This window comes from Achromobacter sp. RW408 (genome assembly GCF_003184165.1).
Taxonomy (GTDB): domain Bacteria; phylum Pseudomonadota; class Gammaproteobacteria; order Burkholderiales; family Burkholderiaceae_B; genus Achromobacter; species Achromobacter xylosoxidans.
Genome location: NZ_QHHO01000049.1, coordinates 2,338,913 through 2,354,357, shown reverse-complemented (window position 1 = coordinate 2,354,357; position 15,445 = coordinate 2,338,913). Strand labels below are relative to the sequence as shown.

14 protein-coding genes are annotated in these 15,445 nt (G+C 68.3%); 7 read left to right on the top strand and 7 right to left on the bottom strand.

The annotated features are described in order from the left end of the window. Positions 1-37 precede the first annotated feature (37 nt). The 5 genes from DK459_RS30240 to cphA (DK459_RS30220) all read right to left on the bottom strand — a co-directional run bounded on the left by DK459_RS30240 (position 38) and on the right by cphA (DK459_RS30220) (position 6,714). The gene (locus DK459_RS30240; RefSeq protein WP_006389410.1) at positions 38-376 is read right to left on the bottom strand and encodes a BON domain-containing protein; all 339 of its coding nucleotides are present in this window, start codon (positions 374-376) and stop codon (positions 38-40) included. Between the two features lie 77 nt (positions 377-453). Further along, positions 454-618 (bottom strand): DUF1328 domain-containing protein, encoded by a 165-nt coding sequence (locus tag DK459_RS30235; protein WP_006389411.1) that lies wholly within the window; start codon positions 616-618, stop codon positions 454-456. A gap of 26 nt (positions 619-644) precedes the next feature. Further along, positions 645-845, bottom strand: coding sequence for a CsbD family protein (locus tag DK459_RS30230; RefSeq protein ID WP_006389412.1), 201 nt, complete (start codon positions 843-845; stop codon positions 645-647). 620 nt (positions 846-1,465) lie between these two features. Beyond that, a complete protein-coding gene (gene cphA / locus DK459_RS30225) occupies positions 1,466-4,036 on the bottom strand; it encodes a cyanophycin synthetase (RefSeq protein WP_006389414.1) in 2,571 nt (856 codons plus the stop codon). 62 nt (positions 4,037-4,098) lie between these two features. Continuing rightward, entirely contained in the window at positions 4,099-6,714 is a 2,616-nt protein-coding gene (gene cphA / locus DK459_RS30220; RefSeq protein WP_110135237.1) for a cyanophycin synthetase, read from the bottom strand. Between the two features lie 260 nt (positions 6,715-6,974). Here cphA (DK459_RS30220) and DK459_RS30215 point away from each other — a divergent pair, with 260 nt between their 5' ends. Together DK459_RS30215 and DK459_RS30210 are read left to right on the top strand one after the other, a co-directional pair. Further along, complete coding sequence (locus tag DK459_RS30215; RefSeq protein WP_020924614.1) at positions 6,975-9,260, top strand: ABC transporter ATP-binding protein; 2,286 nt, start codon at positions 6,975-6,977, stop codon at positions 9,258-9,260. Between the two features lie 14 nt (positions 9,261-9,274). Further along, the gene (locus tag DK459_RS30210) at positions 9,275-9,745 is read left to right on the top strand and encodes a DUF1854 domain-containing protein (RefSeq protein WP_054499373.1); all 471 of its coding nucleotides are present in this window, start codon (positions 9,275-9,277) and stop codon (positions 9,743-9,745) included. Between the two features lie 4 nt (positions 9,746-9,749). Here the strand turns inward: DK459_RS30210 and DK459_RS30205 are convergent, their stop codons facing one another. Further along, positions 9,750-10,889, bottom strand: coding sequence for a GNAT family N-acetyltransferase (locus tag DK459_RS30205; RefSeq protein ID WP_110135236.1), 1,140 nt, complete (start codon positions 10,887-10,889; stop codon positions 9,750-9,752). Positions 10,890-11,008: 119 nt separating this feature from the next. Between DK459_RS30205 and DK459_RS30200 the strand changes: the two genes are divergently transcribed. The 5 genes from DK459_RS30200 (at position 11,009) to DK459_RS30180 (ending at position 15,304) form a co-directional block, all read left to right on the top strand. Beyond that, positions 11,009-11,851 (top strand): ferritin-like domain-containing protein, encoded by an 843-nt coding sequence (locus DK459_RS30200; RefSeq protein ID WP_020924612.1) that lies wholly within the window; start codon positions 11,009-11,011, stop codon positions 11,849-11,851. Between the two features lie 4 nt (positions 11,852-11,855). Then, positions 11,856-12,572 carry an MOSC domain-containing protein gene (locus DK459_RS30195; protein ID WP_110135235.1) on the top strand — a complete coding sequence of 239 codons (717 nt, stop codon included), beginning with the start codon at positions 11,856-11,858 and terminating at the stop codon, positions 12,570-12,572. Further along, the gene (locus DK459_RS30190; RefSeq protein ID WP_070540300.1) at positions 12,569-13,762 is read left to right on the top strand and encodes a lytic murein transglycosylase; all 1,194 of its coding nucleotides are present in this window, start codon (positions 12,569-12,571) and stop codon (positions 13,760-13,762) included. The genes DK459_RS30195 and DK459_RS30190 overlap by 4 nt, the downstream gene beginning before the upstream one ends. A gap of 119 nt (positions 13,763-13,881) precedes the next feature. Then, on the top strand, positions 13,882-14,295 hold the full coding sequence (locus DK459_RS30185) for a YidB family protein (RefSeq protein ID WP_006384432.1): 414 nt from the start codon (positions 13,882-13,884) through the stop codon (positions 14,293-14,295). After that, the gene (locus DK459_RS30180) at positions 14,243-15,304 is read left to right on the top strand and encodes a DUF4434 domain-containing protein (RefSeq protein WP_227740251.1); all 1,062 of its coding nucleotides are present in this window, start codon (positions 14,243-14,245) and stop codon (positions 15,302-15,304) included. Before DK459_RS30185 ends, DK459_RS30180 begins: the two co-directional genes overlap by 53 nt. Positions 15,305-15,316: 12 nt before the next feature. On the opposite strand, the gene DK459_RS30175 is transcribed toward DK459_RS30180, so the two are convergent. Beyond that, a partial coding sequence (locus tag DK459_RS30175; protein WP_255412928.1) for an acyl-CoA dehydrogenase family protein occupies positions 15,317-15,445 on the bottom strand: 129 nt, incomplete at its 5' end.

The following is a 15,445-nucleotide window of genomic DNA, read 5'->3' as shown; positions in this document are numbered from 1 at the left end:
CCGGTTTTTCATTGGATGGCCATCAAGGCCCGGCGGGTTACTTCTTGTTCTTGGCCGGGTCGACCTTGATGTTGTTCATAACCTGCTTCACGCCCTCGACACCGCGGGCGACGGTGGCGGCGTGGTCGGCTTCGGCGGCGGTGCCGACGGTGCCGGTCAGTTTGGCCACGCCATCGGTGGTTTCAACGGCGATGTCCAGCGCGCTCAGTTGCTTGTCGGCCACAAAGGCGGCCTTGACCTTGGTGGTCACGGTCGCGTCGGAGGCGTATTCGCCCACGGATTGCTTGGGCTTGCCGTCATTGGCGGCAAAGGCCATGGAAGTGAAGACAGCGCCCGTACCCAGTGCGGCGGCGGCGATCAGCTTGCGAATTTCCATAGTGGTGCTCCTTGTGTGTGGTTCAGCGCGTTCGGGACGCAACGGCTAAGCGAAAATTCTCGGGGTGCGATGTTCTTCTATTTCTTGCGGAATGCGCCGCCCAGGATGGACAGCAGCGCCAGAACCAGGAAGACGAAGAACAGGATCTTGGCGATGCCCGCGGCGCCGGCGGCAATGCCGCCGAAGCCCAGGACAGCCGCGATGATCGCAATAACGAAAAAAACTACGGCGTAGTGCAACATGTCAGCTTCTCCTGGTGGCGTGGGGATCAGGGGTTGCGATCAAAGAAATCGCGCACTTCCTTTTCCGCCTGTTCCTTGGTCTTGCCGTAGCGCTCCTGGATCAGGCCAGCGAGGCGCTCGGCGTTGCCTTCCGTACGGGTCAACTCGTCGTCGGTGAGTTCACCCCAGGCCGCTTTGGCCTTACCGGTAAGTTGCTTCCACTTGCCAGCGATGATGTCGTTATTCATGGTGACCTCTCTTCGTTGTGGCGGATGCGGCGGCTTATGGCCGATAAGCTTGTGCATTCGCGGTTGAGTTGGACACTGATCAGCTTGAGTTCAAGGTACAGGCCGTCCGCGAGCCCTGTCAAAGGACGCTGTGGGCAAATGTAACGGCGGGGGACGGGGCAAAGCGCGCGTCTTTCGACGGCAGGTAGCGCAGGCGCACCAGGAGGGGAAGTTACATCTGAGCAACGTCTTGAGCCGTTTTGAGCAGGGCAGGTAACGGAGCCCTACCCGACGCAGGCCTGCCCGACCCGCGCCTCGGGCGGGACGGCAATTGAGGCCGGCAGGCGGGCCATCCGAGGCTGGCCGGGTGGCCGGGGCACCGGTATATTTGGGGCAGGTTCCACGCACGGGTTTGCTGCCCGCGTGGCCGGGCCCCCTTCACACAGAGAGGACATGCATGACGCAACGATTCCTTGGCACGATCCTGCTGGCGCTGGCCGCGATGGCGGCGCTCGGTTGCACCCACGTGACGGACCGGTACCAGGCGGCGGCGCCCGACCTATCGGCCCGCGGCTGAAGGGCCGGGCAATGAAAACGGGGCGCACAAGGCGCCCCGTTTTCATTCGGTCCCGCGACCGGGATCAGGCTTCGCGGATGCGTTGGGCGATGTGCGCCAGCGCTTCTTCCACCTGGTCCACCAGGATCAGGCACAGGTCGCCGGCGTTCAGGCGCGCCAACGCCGTGTCGATGGCCAGGAACTCGCCGTGGATCTCCTCGATGTGGCGAGTACGGCTGGCGTTGACCAGGCCTTGCTGCAACAGGGCCAGCACCTCGCCGTCGGCGCGGCCGCGCTGGCATTGATCCTGGTACAGCAGCACGTCGTCGAAGGCTTCGCCCAGGATCTCGGTCTGCATGCGGATGTCTTCGTCGCGGCGGTCGCCGGCGCCGCTGATGACCACCGAGCGGCGCTTGGCCGGCATGGCGTCGACGGCGCGCACCAGCGCCAGGATGGCATCCGGGTTGTGGCCGTAGTCCGCGATCACGGTGGCGCCGCGATAGTCGAACACGTTGAAGCGGCCGGGCGCGGTCTGGGCGTCGTTGACGAAAGTCGCCAGGCCGCGGCGCACGATGCTCCAGTCCAGGCCCAGCGCCCAGGCCGCGGCGATCGAGGCCATGGCGTTTTCGACCTGGAACACGATGGTGCCGTTGCGCGTGAGCGGAATCTCGGCCAGCGGGAAGCGGGTTTCCTCGCCGCCCTGGGCCGCGACGATGGCGTCGCCGTCGCGGTAGACCACGCGCAGGCCCTGGGCGCGGTGCGTGGCCATCACCGGGTGGTTGCGGTCCTCGGCGAAGTAGGTGATCGAGCCGGGGCAACTGGAGGCCATTTCCGCGACGATGGGATCGGCGGCGTTGAGCACGGCGGTGCCGCTCGGATGTACGTGCTGCACGATCACGCGCTTGACCACGGCCAGGTCTTCGACGGTGCTGATGTAGCCCAGCCCGAGGTGATCGCCCATGCCGATGTTGGTGACGATGGCGACGTTGCAGCGGTCGAAGGCCAGGCCTTCGCGCAGGATGCCGCCGCGCGCGGTCTCGAATACGGCGGCGTCGACGTCCGGGTGCATCAGCACGCTGCGGGCGCTGCGCGGACCGCTGCAGTCGCCGGTGTCGATGCGCAGGTTGTCGACGTAGACGCCGTCGGAGTTGGTCATGCCGACGCGGTTGCCGGCCGTGCCCAGGATGTGGGCGGTCAGGCGCACCGTGGTGGTCTTGCCGTTGGTGCCGGCCACCGCCACCACCGGGATGCGGCCGTCGTCGCCATCGGCGTACATGTTGGCGATGATGGCTTCGCCCACGGCGCGGCCCTTGCCGAAGGAGGGGTTCAGGTGCATGCGCAGGCCGGGCGCGGCGTTCACTTCCACCACGCCGCCGTTCTGGTCTTCGAGCGGGTAGTGCACGCTTTCGGCCACCACGTCGACGCCGCAGATGTCCAGGCCGATCATGCGGGCCGCGGAGACCGCGCGCGCCGCCATCTCGGGGTGCACTTCGTCGGTCACGTCGGTGGCCGAGCCGCCGGTGCTGAGGTTGGCGTTGTTGCGCAGGAAGATCAGTGTGCCCGGGGCGGGCACCGAATCGGCGTCGAAGCCCTGCTTTTTCAGCGTGGCCAGCGCGATGTCGTCGAAGCGGATCTTGGTGAGCGACGTGGCGTGGCCGTCGCCGCGCAGCGGGTCGGCGTTGACCTGGTCGACCAGTTGGCGGATGGTGTGCACGCCGTCGCCGGTCACCTGCGGCGGATCGCGGCGCGAGGCCGCGACCAGCGCGCCGCCCACCACCAGCAGGCGGAAGTCGTGGCCGGGGATGTAGCGCTCGACGATGACTTCGGAGCTGATCTCCTCGGCCACTTCGAAAGCCTGGATCACGCGCTCGCGCGTCTCGATGTTGACCGCCACGCCGCGGCCCTGGCTGCCGTCGCGCGGCTTGACCACCACCGGGCCGCCCAGCTCCTGGGCCGCGGCCCAGGCGTCTTCGGCCGTGGTGACCGAGCGGCCCAGCGGCACGGGCACGCCGGCCGCGTCCAGCAGCATCTTGGTCAGGTCCTTGTCCTGCGCGATCGATTCGGAGATGGCGCTGGTCAGGTCGGTTTCGGCGGCCTGGATGCGGCGCTGCTTGCTGCCCCAGCCGAACTGCACCATGCTGCCTTGCGTCAGGCGGCGGTAGGGAATGTTGCGGGCGGTGGCGGCGTTGACGATGGAGCCGGTGCTGGGGCCCAGGCGCACGTCCTCGTCCAGCTCGCGCAGGCGCTTGAGGGCGTCGGCCAGGTCGAACGGCGCATCGTCCAGCGCCGCCTGCACCAGCTGCTGCGCCAGGTCCATGGCCAGGCGGCCGACTTCTTCCTCGCTGTATTCCACCACCACCTGGAACACGCCGGGCTCGATGGTGGATGAGGTGCGGCCGAAGGTGACGGGGCAGCCGGCGTAGGCCTGCAGCGTCAGGGCGACGATCTGCAGCACGTGCGCGATCGAGACGGCGCCCTGGTGGCCCTCGGGACGCAGCAGGCCGGTCTGCGGTAGCCGCGCGCGCAGGCGCGCTTCGAAATCGGGCAGGTTGTCGATGGAGCATTCGGCGTCGGCGCACGACACGATGGCTTCGATCGCCGTGTTCTTGCTCCACAGGTTGGGGCCGCGCAGCGCTCGGATACGGGAAACTTCCATGGCAGGTATTCCTGTCTAGCTTGCGCGCGCCGGCGGCGATGGCCGTGGCGCGCGCGATGATGTCAGTGTTGCTGGATCCAGCGGCGGACGAGATCGATGGTGGGGCCGGAGAAGGCTTCGTCGGATTGCAGCAGCACGAAGTCGCCCGCGGCGATGCCGGACAGCTGGCTCTCGATGGCCTTGCCGTGGTCCGGCTCGTCGATGATCTGCTTTACGCGGCTGCCTTGTTCCAGTCCCTGGCGCAGCAGCGCGCGCGCCTGGCCGGCGGGACGCTTGCTGGTGACGGTGGCGTCGTCGTACAGCACCACGCGGTCGAAGGCGTCGCCCAGCAGCCTGCCCTGCTCGATCAGGTCCGCGTCGCGGCGGTCGGCGCCGGCCGAATAGACGGCGGCGCGCGTGGTCGACGGGAATTGGTCGATGGCGGCGATGAGCGGGCGCAGCGCGGAGGCGTTGTGGACGTCGTCCACCACCACGGTGCTGCCGTTGCGCTCGAACAGCGTGAACTGCCAGGGCGCGTCGGCCTGGTCGATGTCGAAGGTCTCGATGCCGGCGCGGATCAGTTCGACCGGAATGTCGAGCGCCCACGCGGCGCCGACGGCGGCCAGCACGTTCTCGACCTGGAAGGCGACGCGGCCGCCATGGGTGAGCGGAATCGCGGCGACGTCGGCCAGGCGCTCTTCGTGGGCGCCCTGGGCGAGCACGATGCCGCCGTCGCGCACGAACACGGCGCGGCCGTCCTGTTGCAGGTGGGCGGTGATGGCGGGCAGGGCGGGATCGATGCCGAAGAAGATCACGGCGCCGTCGGACAGCTCGGCCATTTCCACCACGCGCGGATCGCGCGCGTTGAGCACGGCGGCGCCCGTCGGCAGCACCACGTCGACCTGGGTGCGGAACACGTTGAACATGCGTTCCGTTTCATTGATGTCGAAGTCGCCGAGATGGTCGGCGTCGTCGATGTTGGTGACCACGCCGACCTGGCAGCGGTCGTAGGCCAGGCCCTGGCCGAGGATCACGCCGCTGTCGTTCTCGATGACGGCGGCATCGACGTTGCGGTTCATCAGCACGCGCGTGCCGGAGGCGAAGTCGGCGCGGTCGCCTTTCTGCACCAGGCGGCGGTCCAGGTACAGGCCTTCGCTGCAGGCCAGGCCGGTGCGCTTGCCCGACAGGTGCAGGAGGCGCGCGACCAGGCGCGCGACCACGGTCTTGCCGTTGGTGCCGGTGACGCCGACGATGGGGATGCGGCCGGCGTCGCCTTCGGGAAACAGGTGATCGACGATGGCGCGGCCGACCGGGCGCGGGGCGCCGTCGGCCGGCTTCAGGTGCATCAGCAAGCCGGGGCCGGCGTTGACTTCGACGATGGCGCCGCGCTGTTCGTCCAGCGGACGTGAGATGTCCTCGGCCACCAGGTCGACGCCGGCGATGTCCAGGCCGACCACGCGGGCCGCCAGGGTCACGGTGGCGGCGACGCTGGGGTGCACGCGGTCGGTGACGTCGAAGGCGACGTTGCCGCTGCGCTGCACCAGCACGCGCTGGCCATCGGCCGGCACGCTGTCTTCGGACAGGCCCTGGCGGGCGATCTCGAGGCGCGCGGCCGAATCCAGCCGCACCGGGTTGAGCGGGTGGTTTTCGGTGCGGCCGCGGCGCGGGTCGGTGTTGATCTGGCTGTCGATCAGTTCGGTGATGGTGGATTTGCCGTCGCCCGTGACCCAGGCCGGCTCGCCCGCGGCGGCGGCCACCATGCGGTTGCCGACCACCAGCAGGCGGTGTTCGTTGCCCAGCACGAAGCGTTCGACGATGACGCCGCTGCCTTCGTCGACCGCGACGCGGTAGGCGGAAACCACTTCTTCGCGGGTGGTCAGGTTGGTGAAGACGCCGCGGCCGTGGTTGCCGTCGTACGGCTTGACCACCACCGGCAGGCCGATGTCCTCGGCGGCTGACCAGGCGTCGTCCTCGCTGTCGACCAGCCGGCCTTCCGGCACCGGCACGCCGCAGGTCGAGAGCAGTTCCTTGGTCAGGTCCTTGTCGCGCGAAATGCCTTCGGCGATGGCGCTGGTGCGGTCGGTCTCGGCCGTCCAGATGCGGCGCTGGCGCGAGCCGTAGCCGAACTGCACCAGGTTGCCCTCGAACAGGCGGATGTAGGGGATGTCGCGGTCGTCGGCGGCATCGACGATGCAGGCGGTGCTGGGACCCAGGCAGTGCTTGTCGACCAGCCGGCGCAGGCGCGCCACGGCGGCGTCCACATCGAACGGGCGGTCTTCGATGGCGGCCATGACCAGGTCGCGGCCTTCGTTCAGGGCGGTGCGGGTGACCTGTTCCTGCCAGGCGCGCACGACGACCTTGTAGACGCCGCGGGTGGAGGTTTCACGGGCCTTGCCGAAACCGCCGCGCAGGCCGGCGAGGTTCTGCAATTCCAGGGTGACATGCTCGAGAATGTGGCCGGGCCAGGTGCCTTCCTTGACGCGCGACAGGAAGCCGCCGCGCACGCCCGGGCTGCAGCGGTGCTCGATCAGGGTAGGCAGCCAGGCGGTCAGCCGCTCGTAGAAGCCGGGGATCGTGTTGGAGGGGTAGTCCTCCAGCTCGCCGATGTCCACCCACGCCTCAAGTACCGGACGGTACGTCCAAATGTTCGGGCCGCGCAAAGCCACGACATCGAGAAATTCAATGTCTTTCTTTTTCATGTTTTAATTTACTTGAGAAGCAGGTTGGCACGCGCGGACGCCCCTATGCAAGACCGCGAATTTATTGGGGTTGCGCCTTAAGAATAATGCCAACGAGTGGGGGATCCCAGATATTCCTAATTAGAAAAATCGGCTGATACTATACGACGCCTTCAAAGGCGTGAACTCGTTGTGTTGTAAGGAAGGGACACGTTTCCAACCCGGGGTTGGGATGCCGTCGCCGCCTTGTAGGGCAGAGTCCTGGCCCGGTATGCGTTCCAATGAAAAAAACACACCTGCTTTCCGGCCTAGCCGAAGCCTTTCCTGCCCGCTGGCGGGATGAATTCCGCGCAGAACTGGCGGAGGGCGAAACCCTGCTGGCCTGGCTCGAAATAGACCTGGACCAGCGCCTGAAGTTCCGTCCGGGCCTGGTCGCGGTGACCGACCGCCGCCTGATCGCCCGCAATCCCGCCGATACCGGCTGGGAAGCCTGGCCCTATGGCCCTCAACTGTCCCTGAATCTTTCCGACCACGCCGGCGCCGCCGTGCTGGAATTGCACGACGACAGCGCCCGCCTGGGCGTCTGGCGCTTCACCCTGGCCTGCAACCCGGCCGCGCTGCGGCTGCTGGGCCAGTTCGAGGCGCAGCAGGCCATCCGCCTGTCCGGCCACCAGGAGGCGGCGCCGGGCGAACGCCAGTGCACCATCTGCAATAACGTCATTCCCGCCGGCCAGGACGAATGCCCCACCTGCAACCAGGAACAGGCATCCCCATCCACCACCTGGGCGCTGCTGCGCCTGTGGCGTTTCGCGCGGCCATACCGCCTGCCGTTGCTGGCCGGTTTCCTGCTGACCCTGCTGGGCACCGCGGCGACCCTGGTGCCGCCGTACCTGACCATGCCGCTGATGGACGACGTGCTGATCCCGTTCCAGAACGGCGCGCCGATCGACTATGGCAAGGTGCGCCTGTACCTGGGCGGACTGCTTGGATCCGCCATCCTGGCGTGGGGCCTGGGCTGGGCCCGCACCTACATCCTGGCCTGGGTCAGCGAGCGCATCGGCGCCGACCTGCGCACCACCACTTATGAGCACCTGCAGCAGCTGTCGCTGGAGTATTTCGGCGGCAAGCGCACCGGCGACCTGATTTCCCGCATCGGCAGCGAGACCGACCGCATCTGCGTGTTCCTGTCGCTGCACCTGCTGGACTTCGCCAACGACATCCTGATGATCACCATGACCGCGGCGATCCTGGTGTCGATCAATCCGTGGCTGGCGCTGGTCACGCTGGTGCCGCTGCCGTTCATCATCTGGATGATCCACGCGGTGCGCGACCGCCTGCGCCATGGCTTCGAGAAAGTCGATCGCATCTGGTCGGAGATCACCAACGTGCTGGCCGACACCATTCCCGGCATCCGCGTGGTCAAGGCCTTTGCCCAGGAAAAGCGCGAAGTGGCGCGTTTCCGCGAGGCCAACAACCGCAACCTGGAGGTGAACGACCGCGTCAACACCACCTGGTCGCTGTTCTCGCCCACGGTCACCTTGCTGACCGAGGTCGGCCTGCTGGTGGTGTGGATCTTCGGCATCTGGCAGGTGTCGCAGAAGCAGATCACGGTGGGCGTGCTGGCGGCCTTCCTGGCGTACATCGGGCGCTTCTACACGCGGCTGGACTCGATGAGCCGCATCGTGTCGGTGACGCAGAAGGCGGCCGCCGGCGCCAAGCGCATCTTCGACATCCTGGATCACGTGTCGAGCGTGCCGGAGCCGCAGAACCCGGCCAAGCTGCCGCAGATCAACGGCCGCATCGAATTGCGCGACGTCGGTTTCCGCTACGGCAACCGCCAGGTCATCCGCGGCCTGGACCTGAGCATCGCGCCCGGCGAGATGATCGGCCTGGTGGGCCACAGCGGCTCGGGCAAGAGCACCCTGATCAACCTGATCTGCCGCTTCTATGATGTGTCGGAAGGCGCGATCCTGGTGGACGGCGCCGACATCCGTTCGGTGCGGGTGGCCGACTATCGCCGCAACATCGGGCTGGTGCTGCAGGAACCCTTCCTGTTCTTTGGCACCATCGCCGAGAACATCGCCTACGGCAAGCCGGACGCCACCCGCGACGAGATCGTGGCGGCGGCCCGCGCCGCCCATGCCCATGAATTCATCCTGCGGCTGCCGCATGGCTACGATTCGCTGGTCGGCGAACGCGGCCAGGCGCTGTCCGGCGGCGAGCGCCAGCGCATCTCGATCGCGCGCGCGCTGCTGATCGATCCGCGCATCCTGATCCTGGACGAAGCCACGTCGTCGGTGGACACCACCACCGAGAAGGAAATCCAGAAGGCGCTCGACAATCTGGTGCGCGGGCGCACCACCATCGCCATCGCCCACCGCCTGAGCACCTTGCGCAAGGCCGACCGGCTGGTGGTGCTGGACCGCGGCCAGATCGTGGAGCAGGGCCCGCACGAGGAACTGATGGCGCGTGAAGGCGCCTACTACCGGCTGTACCAGGCGCAGGCGCGCCAGAACGAGGCCGACGCGCAGGCCTCCGGCAGCGAAGACATGGCCGCCGTGGCCTGAGCGAGATAACCGTCATGACGCTTCCCGTTTTCCAGCTGCGACGCAACGCGTTCGGGCGTTTGGTGTTCCAGGGCGCCGACGGCGTCGCGCACGAAGGCGTGATTCCGGTGCGGGCCTTTCCGATCAGCGAGGCCGATCGCGGATTGTCGCTGGTGACAGGCGAAGGCCGCGAACTGCTGTGGATCGAGCGGCTGGCCGACGTGCCCGCCGCCGAACGCGCCCTGATCGAAGAGGAACTGGCTGGGCGGGAATTCATGCCCGAGATCCGCAAGCTGGCCAGCGTGTCCACCTTCGCCACGCCCAGCCTCTGGAAGGTGGAGACCGACAAGGGCCCCACCAGTTTCACGCTGCGCGGCGAGGAGGACATCCGGCGCCTGAACCCGCAGACGCTGCTGATTGCCGACAGCCACGGCATCTTCTACCTGGTGCGCGACATCCTGTCGCTCGACAAGCACAGCCGCAAACTGCTGGACCGCTTCCTCTGAGCGGTCAATCCGCCGCCGCGCGCTTGAACGGCGTGTGGGCCTCGAGTTCGCCCAGGTAGTCGTCGACCGCGGCGGTTTCCTCATCGAGAAAGTGCTGGATCGCGGCCGCGAAGCGCGGATCGGCGACCCAGTGCGCCGACCAGGTGGGCGTGGGCAGCAAACCGCGCGCCATCTTGTGCTCGCCTTGCGCGCCGCCCTCGAAACGCGCCATGCCGTGGGCGATGCAATAGGCGATGGCCTGCATATAGCAGGTTTCGAAGTGCAGCCCCGGCACGTATTCCGTCGCGCCCCAATACCTTCCGTACAGCGTGTCGCCGCCCGCCAGGTTCAGGGCCGCCGCCACCGGCTGGCCGTCGCGCTCGGCCAGGATGAGCACGAAGGCGTCGGGCTGGTCACGGTAGGCGCGCAGGAAGAATTCGCGGCTCAGGTACGGCGGATTGCCGTGGTTGAAGTAGGTGTGGCAATAGCACTGGTGGAAGAAATCCAGTTCGGCGGCGTCGATCTGCGCGCCGCGTAGCCAGCGGAACGCCAGCCCGGCCTGCGCCACCTTCTTGCGGTCCTGGCGGATCTTCTTGCGCTTGTCGTGGCTCATGGTGGCCAGGAAGGCGTCGAAGTCGGCGTAGCCCGGATTGGTCCAGTGGAACTGCACGCTTTCGCGCACCATGAAGCCGGCCTCGCGCAGGGCGCGCAGGTCGTCCGCGGCCGGAAACAGCAGGTGCAGCGACGGCACCTGGATTTCCTCGGCGAAGGCGACCAGCCCGCGCACCAGCGTGTCGCGGTCCTCGTCGCTGGCGGCCAGCAGGCGCGGGCCCGAGACCGGGGTGAACGGCACCGCCGCCAGCAGCTTGGGGTAGTAGCGCAGGCCGTGGCGCTCGAAGGCGTCGGCCCAGGCGTAGTCGAACACGTACTCGCCGCGCGAATGCGATTTCAGGTAGAGCGGCACGGCGCCCGCCAGCGCATCGCCGCGCCACAGCATCAGGTAGTGCGGCGACCAGCCGGTGCGCGGCGCGGCGCAGCCGCTGTCGTGCAGCGCATGCAGGAAGGCATGCCGCAGGAACGGCTGGTCGCCTGCCAGGGCGTCCCACTGGCGGGCGTCGACGCGGGACAGGTCGGTCTCGATGGTCAGGCGTAGCGGCGAATCCATGCACGAATGATAAAGTCTTCACTGGCGCGCGGTGCGCGGCACCTGATGAGCGCGCAGGGTTATTGCGTATGGTCATGGTCTTGCGTGCGGCCCCGAGCCGTTTCGCGGCGGAAATTTTCATGGATAGCAATTCAATCGCCGCCCCGGGCGGCAATGAACCTCGCACAGGCGGCATGGCTTGCCTGCGGGCGGCGGCGCTGGAGGCGCTGGCCGCCGTCGGCTGGGCCGACAAGCTGGCGCGGGTGCGCGCCATCGGCGACCAGGCGCCGCTGGATTGCGCGCGCCACTACGTTGCCCATGGCGCGCTGCCGGGGCGGCCCGCCGTGCCCGTGCTGGTGTCGCCGTCCGAGGTGCCGCAGCGTTCCATGGCCACGCTCGAGGGCCGCGCGGCGCTGCTGCACGCCCTGGCGCATATCGAATTCAACGCGGTCAACTTGGCGCTGGACATCCTCTGGCGTTTCGCCGGCATGCCGGACGCCTTCTACCGCGACTGGCTGCGCGTGGCGCGCGAAGAGGCCACCCACTTCGAGCTGCTGAACCAGCGCCTGGCCGACCTGGGCTACGCCTACGGCGATTTTCCCGGCCATGACGGGCTGTGGGAAATGGCCGAACGTACCCGCGACGACCTGCTGGCCCGGTTGGCGCTGGTCCCGCGCACGCTGGAGGCGCGCGGGCTGGACGCCTCGCCACTGATCCGCAACAAGCTGGCGGGCGCCGGCGACGCGCGCAGCGCGGCCATCGTCGACATCATCCTGCGCGACGAGATCGGCCACGTGGCGATCGGCAATCATTGGTACAAGCTGCTGTGCGCGCGGCAGGGCAGGGAGCCGGTCGCCTGTTACGCCGAACTGGCCAGCCGCTACAACGCGCCGCGCTTGCGCGGCCCCTTCAACCTGGCGGCGCGCCGCGCCGCGGGTTTCGACGAGGCCGAACTGGCTGCCCTGCAGGCGGATCGAGGATGACGGCATGGAAATCGTGATCGACGCGCTGCTGGCGGGGGCGGTGCGCCCGCTGGGGGATTCCGGCCGCGACAGCGGCATCGACAAGCATCCGGTCGAAGGGCCGTTGTGGCTCGGCCTGGAGGGGTTGCGCGGCGACGAACAGGCTGACCGCCGCTTTCACGGCGGCCCGGAGAAGGCGCTGCATCACTATGCCCGCGAGCACTATCCCGCATGGCTGCGGGAACTGGGCGAACGCGCCGTGCTGCGCGCCCCGGGCGCGTTCGGCGAAAATCTCTCCACTCACGGCATGACCGAACAAGATGTCTGCGTGGGCGACACGTACGCGGTGGGCGGGGCGCTGATACAGGTATCCCAGGCACGCCAGCCATGCTGGAAGCTGAACCACCGTTTCGCGCACCCGGGCATGTCGGCCCAGGTGCAGGCCAGCGGCAAGACTGGCTGGTACTACCGCGTGCTGCGCGAGGGTTGGCTGGCGCCGGGCGATACGCTGTCGCTGCGCGACCGCCCCCATCCACAGTGGTCGCTGGCCCGCATCCAGGACATTCTCAACCGCCGGGTGCTGGACCTGCCGACGCTGGTCGAGCTGGCGGCGCTGCCGGCGTTGTCGCCCAACTGGCGCGCGCTGTTCGAGAAGCGCGCCCGGCTGGGCCAGGTCGAAGACTGGCAGCGGCGCCTGCAGGGCGACCCGGCCGACGCTTCCACGGGAACTCCCTCGACATGATAATCCGCTACACCGCGTCGCTGGCCGCCCTGGCGCTGACGCTGTCCACTTCCGCGCAGGCCGCCGACGCGTTCGCGACCTGCCTGGCCGGCCTGCGCGCGCCCGCGGCCAAGGCCGGCGTGTCCGGCGCCACTTTCGCCACGCACACCGCCAACCTGGCGCCCGACATGGCCGTGATCGGCCTGCTGGACGCCCAGCCGGAATTCAAGACGCCGATCTGGGACTACATGGCGGCGCTGGTCGACGACGAGCGCGTCGCCGACGGCAAGGAAGGTATCGCGCGCTGGCGTGCCGAACTCGATCGCGCCGCATCGCGCTATGGCGTGGATCCCGCCACCATCGCGGCGGTGTGGGGCGTCGAGAGCAATTACGGCCGCACACTGGGCGGCCGGCCGCTGCTGACGTCGCTGTCGACGCTGTCGTGCTTCGGCCGCCGGCAGGCGTACTTCCGCGGCGAGTTCTACGCCACGCTCAAGATCATCCAGGACGAGCACATCGACCCGGACAAGCTCAAGGGGTCCTGGGCGGGCGCCTTTGGCCAGACCCAGTTCATGCCGTCGACCTACCTGCGGCTGGCGGTGGATTTCGACGGCGACGGCCGCCGCGACCTGATCGACAGCGTGCCGGACGCGCTGGCGTCCACGGCCAATTTCCTCAAGCGGGCCGGCTGGAACAGCGGCCTGGACTGGGGCTATGAGGTCAGGCTGCCCGCGGGCCTGGCCACGGCCGGCGCCGGGCGCAAGAACAAGCGGCCGCTGTCGTCCTGGCGCGGCCAGGGCGTGACGCGGGTCGACGGGACGCCGTTGCCGCCGGGAGAGACCCCGGCAGGCCTGTTGTTGCCTGCCGGGCCCACGGGGCCGGCCTTCCTGGTGACGCGCAACTTCGATGCGCTGTACTCGTACAACGCGGCCGAGAGCTACGCCCTGGCGATCGCGCACCTGTCGGACCGCCTGCGCGGCGGCGGGCCGCTGGCGCAGGCCTGGCCGACGGACGATCCCGGCCTGTCGCGGGCCGAGCGGCGCGAATTGCAACGGCTGCTGATTGCCCGTGGCTATGAATTGGGCGAACCCGATGGCATGATCGGCGAACGCACGCGCGAGGCGCTGCGGGCGGCGCAGCGCGCCCTGGGCCTGCCGGCCGATGGCCGCGCCGGTCAGAAGGCGCTGCGGGCCCTGCGCGAGGCGGCCTGAGGCGCGGCCGGCGCGCCAAAGGACAAGTTTTGCAAAGATCGGGGCCGGTATCCTTTGGATGACGGAATGCGCGGCGTCATGGGCCTATACTGGATTTCCGATTTTCCTGGAGCACGGCGATGAGTCTATTGGATACCCTGGCCTCGATGGCTGGCGGCGGTCAGCAAGGGGGCTCGGCCTCGTTGCTGCCGGCCTTGATCGAACAACTGAACAAATACCCCGGCGGCCTGTCCGGCCTGATCGCCAGCTTCCAGCAGGGCGGCCTGGGTGAAATCGTCGCGTCATGGATCGGCAAGGGCCAGAACCTGCCGGTCAGCGCCGATCAGCTTGGCCGGGTGCTGGATCCCGGCGTGGTCAACGAACTGGCCGCCAAGACCGGGCAGGACACCGGTTCGGTGCTGGGCTCGCTGTCCGCGCTGCTGCCGCAGCTGGTCGACAAGGCCACGCCCGAGGGCGCCGTCGAGCCGGGCCAGTCCTTCAATCCGACCGACCTGCTGGCTTCGCTGTCCGGCCTGTTCGGCAATCGCGGCTGATCCGGCAAGGGGCCTTTCCCTGACGCGCCCGCGGCTTCAATCGCTGGCGCGCCGCCGCCTGCTGCAGGCGGCGGCGCTGGGCGCGCTTGCGCCCCTGGCGGCCTGCGCGCCGCCGATCTCGCTGAACGCGACCTTTCTGCAACTGTGGCTCAGCCATCTCGACCTGACGCGCGATGAATGGCGGCGCCGTATTGCCACCTACCGGCGGCTGGGTTGCCGCGAGATTTTCCTGCAATGGGTCGGCCTGGAAGGCGGCCGGCCGGATGACTGGATGGCGCCGCGGTCGATGCTGGATGCCATCTTCGACGAAGCCGACCGTAGCGGCCTGGGCGTGCATGTGGGCCTGCCCTACGATCAGCGCTGGTGGAACATGCTGGCCGCGCCCGACGACGCGGCGCTGGCGGCCTACCTTGACCACACCCGCGATCGCGGCGTTGCCTACATGCGCGCGGCCGCCTGGCCCGAGCGCCGCAATTTCCGCGGCTGGTATGTGCCGTACGAACTGGAGCAGTACAACTGGGCCCGGCCGGAGCGCCAGGCGCTGCTGGTGCCATGGCTGGACGCTTTCACCCGCGCCTCGCTGGCCAGCTGCCATCGCATCCCGTCGGTCTCGACCTACCATAGCCGGCTCGGCGGCACCGGCTCGTTGATGCAACTGTGGTCACGGGTGCTGGACGAAGTGCGCATCCATCCGATGATCCAGGACGGCGTGGGCGTGGCGGGCCTGGCCAACTACCAGGCGCTGGAGCCGCTGCACGACATGTTGCTCAAGCGCCGCGCCGCGTTCGACCTGGTCATGGAGCTGTTCGAGGAATTGCCGTCGGGCAAGACGGACGGCACCACGTTCAAGGCGCGCTCGGCCGATTTCAACCGGGTCAGGCAGCAATGGGACGTGGCCCGCGGCTACGGCGCCAAGCGCATCGTGGCATTCACCCTCGACCCTTGGGTCATCGGCGACACGCCGGAGGCCCGCGCGTTGATGGACGCCTGGATGGCCGCGCGCGTCTGACGCCACGCGGCTTCAGGCGAAGCCGCGGCCGATGATTTCCCGCATGATTTCACTGGTGCCGCCGAACAGGCGCAGGGCGCGCGCGTCGGCCCAGGCGCGGCCGATGCCGTATTCGGCCATGTAGCCATAGCCGCCATAGAG

Excerpts from the sequence above, each read along its gene's own strand:
- DK459_RS30240 (WP_006389410.1), bottom strand. The coding sequence starts at position 376 with ATGGAAATTCGCAAGCTGATCGCCGCCGCCGCACTGGGTACGGGCGCT.
- DK459_RS30235 (WP_006389411.1), bottom strand. The coding sequence starts at position 618 with ATGTTGCACTACGCCGTAGTTTTTTTCGTTATTGCGATCATCGCGGCT.
- DK459_RS30230 (WP_006389412.1), bottom strand. The coding sequence starts at position 845 with ATGAATAACGACATCATCGCTGGCAAGTGGAAGCAACTTACCGGTAAG.
- cphA (WP_006389414.1), bottom strand. The coding sequence starts at position 4,036 with ATGGAAGTTTCCCGTATCCGAGCGCTGCGCGGCCCCAACCTGTGGAGC.
- cphA (WP_110135237.1), bottom strand. The coding sequence starts at position 6,714 with ATGAAAAAGAAAGACATTGAATTTCTCGATGTCGTGGCTTTGCGCGGC.
- DK459_RS30215 (WP_020924614.1), top strand. The coding sequence starts at position 6,975 with ATGAAAAAAACACACCTGCTTTCCGGCCTAGCCGAAGCCTTTCCTGCC.
- DK459_RS30210 (WP_054499373.1), top strand. The coding sequence starts at position 9,275 with ATGACGCTTCCCGTTTTCCAGCTGCGACGCAACGCGTTCGGGCGTTTG.
- DK459_RS30205 (WP_110135236.1), bottom strand. The coding sequence starts at position 10,889 with ATGGATTCGCCGCTACGCCTGACCATCGAGACCGACCTGTCCCGCGTC.
- DK459_RS30200 (WP_020924612.1), top strand. The coding sequence starts at position 11,009 with ATGGATAGCAATTCAATCGCCGCCCCGGGCGGCAATGAACCTCGCACA.
- DK459_RS30195 (WP_110135235.1), top strand. The coding sequence starts at position 11,856 with ATGGAAATCGTGATCGACGCGCTGCTGGCGGGGGCGGTGCGCCCGCTG.
- DK459_RS30190 (WP_070540300.1), top strand. The coding sequence starts at position 12,569 with ATGATAATCCGCTACACCGCGTCGCTGGCCGCCCTGGCGCTGACGCTG.
- DK459_RS30185 (WP_006384432.1), top strand. The coding sequence starts at position 13,882 with ATGAGTCTATTGGATACCCTGGCCTCGATGGCTGGCGGCGGTCAGCAA.